A 2,528-nucleotide genomic window follows, 5' to 3' on the forward strand; every position below is an offset into this window, starting at 1 on the left:
CTATTGACTGGATACTCATTCATATCTTGCCCTTAAAGTCAAGTACAATTTATACCAAATTAGATGAGCTTACCCTGCCATGCTATTGGCAAATCCTCACCTTCCTTGGTCGGATTTATATTTATGGTACGAAGCGCAACTGATTGCCCCAGAAATTAACGCTTACGGAGCGACTCTCGTCGGATTTCCTGTATTAACGATCGCCTTTAATGACAACTTGGGATGGACTCATACTGTCAACACTCACGATGGCTGGGATGCCTACGAATTGCCCCTCGCTAACGAGGGCTATCGCTTCGATGGCAAAATCAGAAATTTTGACAGGGAAGAGAAGGTTTTAAAAGTCAAAGAAAAGAATGGGAATTTGCGATCGGAATCTCTAGTAGTGCGGCGTTCTGTTCACGGGCCGATTCTCACAGAAAAACAGGGCAAAGCGATCGCCCTGCGCGTTGTCGGACTCGATAAACCAGCAGCCCTTCAGCAGTGGTGGGATATGGCACGATCAAAGAATTTTTCTGAATTTGAAACCGCTTTAAAGCGCTTGGAAATTCCCATGTTTACCGTCATGTATGCCGATCGTGAGGGGCATATCATGCACTTGTTTAACGGTCAAGTTCCTATACGCAAAAAAGGAGATTTTAAATACTGGTGCTGTAATTCTTTTCTGGCATCATTGTGGCCATGGCTGCTGAGTAAGCTAACTGCTGAATTTGGTCAAAAATCTCGTTAACTGCACCCGCTACATATAAATGCCATATTTGCAGGTTTTGGCTGATATAAAGTAAAAGGATAGCGAGCGTTAACAAAGCTGAAACTGCATCGCCTATCCCCATCAAAAATTTTCGATTCCAGCGATCAACGAGAATGCCAGCAACCGGAGCGAGCAAGATGCGCGGCAATTGAATAAAAAAAATCAACAAAGCCAAAGCCGTCACTTGGCTGGTGGACTCCCAAATCCAAATAGTCAGCGCAAACGCGGACATAGCGCTGCCAATCATCGAAGCTGCTTGTCCGAGCCAGAGTTGAATAAATTTTTGCATTAATTAAGCGATTGATAGGGTTTAAAATTCAGAGGATAGGGGTTTTTAGGTAGGAGAATGACCGAAAGCATCCAGGATACAAGCCCCCGAATTCATCCGTGGGGTCAATGCTTCAATCTAAAATCTAAAATCTAAAATCTAAAATCTAAAATCTAAAATCGATTGACATCCGCATAAAACCGCACACCGCTCTCATTAAAACCAAGGCCATTGCTGGCGAAATGGAGATAATTCTTCATATTGCTGTCTCGCCTCCTTTCGATAAAATTTCGCCAAATGCCGCTGCCGCCACATCAATACGCCCGTAATAAACAGTACAAATGCTGCTAATCCTGCGATCGCGTGTGTCAGCCGCAAGTAAATTCCGCCATAGCTGCCAATATGTAGCGGATAAAGCGAGTTGAGAATTCGATTTGCTACAGAAGCTTAATTTACACTGTCAGCCTGCAACATTTCGCCACTGTATTGGTCGAGATAAATGGTGCTAATCCCGTTTGGGTGTGGATCGTTGGGAATTTTTTTCCGTACTTTAAAAATTGCTTCAGGCGTCAAAGGCAGAGAAATAAAAGTGGTTTTAGCTTCCGGCCAAACGGTATTAACTTGGTGTAATATTTCATCAAGGTTTTGCCTCGAACTGCTAGAGTGGGGATGAGAATCCAAGGCGGGCTGTGGCTTTTCATTGGTTAGCCAATACAAAGTCGCTTCTACCGGCGCGTAAAAAATTATCGCTGTCCCTGTAGCGGATATTAGTATTAGAAAAGCGACCGATACAATGCCAGAAACGTTATGTAAATCAAATACAGTCCGCTGCCAGTGAGCTTTCCAATTAATAGAGTCCGCGAGCCAAATTGCGCCAACCAGTCCACAATACTAAGCCCGTAAAAGTTAGTCCTAGCATTACTATACCGCAAATGCCGACAACAAGATGACCAAATTCTCCTCCCGCTAATTCCGCGTGTAACGTAAAAATAAAACCTGTAAAAGTTTCTTTCCAAAGGCGCCAACCCGTAATTTTTCACTGTAAGTATTGACATAAACGCTAACTATTTCCTCACTCTTTGAAAGCATTGAGACTTGGCAAACATCCTTCGCTGATCGCGGCAGCAAGATACTAAGATCTTGATTTTGCGGATAAGCTTTTTCGACAATTTGCAGGACATTTTCCAGCGGTATCCGTTCGGTTTGAGGAATTACTTGCAGGAGTTGGGGATTGAAGAACTGCTCGATTTCGGGGCCAAAAACCAGCAAGCTGCCCGTTAAAGCAATTACTGCTAGAAATATTCCTACTACCAACCCCAAATACAAGTGCAGTTTGAATGCGAGTTTGCGGAACTTCATCTCGAAATTTTTCTCAAAGCCGTTAACTGTTCTCATTAAGGTAAAAACTATAGTCCGACAGGGGTTTCAACCCCGGGTGCATCTCACTTTTGCAAATATATGAAAAAGGGCTAAAATGAAAAAGCTAGTAAAACTGTGAAAAAAGATGAG

The 2,528-nt window shown here is 43.2% G+C and carries 6 protein-coding genes; 1 reads left to right on the top strand and 5 read right to left on the bottom strand.

Annotated elements, in window-relative coordinates; translation table 11 throughout:
• Positions 1 to 79 precede the first annotated feature (79 nt).
• The gene (locus QUB44_RS30455) at positions 80 to 730 is read left to right on the top strand and encodes a penicillin acylase family protein (protein WP_333373571.1); all 651 of its coding nucleotides are present in this window, start codon (positions 80 to 82) and stop codon (positions 728 to 730) included.
• Here QUB44_RS30455 and QUB44_RS30460 read toward each other — a convergent pair.
• The 5 genes from QUB44_RS30460 to QUB44_RS30480 form a co-directional block, all read right to left on the bottom strand.
• A complete protein-coding gene (locus QUB44_RS30460) occupies positions 639 to 1,040 on the bottom strand; it encodes an MFS transporter (protein ID WP_333373573.1) in 402 nt (133 codons plus the stop codon). The genes QUB44_RS30455 and QUB44_RS30460 overlap by 92 nt on opposite strands.
• A 195-nt stretch (positions 1,041 to 1,235) precedes the next feature.
• Complete coding sequence (locus QUB44_RS30465) at positions 1,236 to 1,448, bottom strand: PepSY-associated TM helix domain-containing protein (protein ID WP_333373578.1); 213 nt, start codon at positions 1,446 to 1,448, stop codon at positions 1,236 to 1,238.
• A gap of 18 nt (positions 1,449 to 1,466) precedes the next feature.
• A complete protein-coding gene (locus QUB44_RS30470; protein WP_333373581.1) occupies positions 1,467 to 1,901 on the bottom strand; it encodes a PepSY-associated TM helix domain-containing protein in 435 nt (144 codons plus the stop codon).
• Positions 1,867 to 2,052 carry a PepSY domain-containing protein gene (locus QUB44_RS30475; protein ID WP_333373584.1) on the bottom strand — a complete coding sequence of 62 codons (186 nt, stop codon included), beginning with the start codon at positions 2,050 to 2,052 and terminating at the stop codon, positions 1,867 to 1,869. The genes QUB44_RS30470 and QUB44_RS30475 overlap by 35 nt, the downstream gene beginning before the upstream one ends.
• Positions 1,986 to 2,414 (bottom strand): PepSY domain-containing protein, encoded by a 429-nt coding sequence (locus QUB44_RS30480; RefSeq protein WP_333373576.1) that lies wholly within the window; start codon positions 2,412 to 2,414, stop codon positions 1,986 to 1,988. The genes QUB44_RS30475 and QUB44_RS30480 overlap by 67 nt, the downstream gene beginning before the upstream one ends.
• Between the last annotated feature and the right edge of the window lie 114 nt (positions 2,415 to 2,528).

Origin of the sequence: Microcoleus sp. AT3-D2 (assembly GCF_036705715.1) — a bacterium.
In the GTDB taxonomy this organism is placed as follows: Bacteria; Cyanobacteriota; Cyanobacteriia; order Cyanobacteriales; family Microcoleaceae; genus Microcoleus.

Excerpts from the sequence above, each read along its gene's own strand:
- QUB44_RS30455 (WP_333373571.1), top strand. The coding sequence starts at position 80 with ATGCTATTGGCAAATCCTCACCTTCCTTGGTCGGATTTATATTTATGG.
- QUB44_RS30460 (WP_333373573.1), bottom strand. The coding sequence starts at position 1,040 with ATGCAAAAATTTATTCAACTCTGGCTCGGACAAGCAGCTTCGATGATT.
- QUB44_RS30480 (WP_333373576.1), bottom strand. The coding sequence starts at position 2,414 with ATGAGAACAGTTAACGGCTTTGAGAAAAATTTCGAGATGAAGTTCCGC.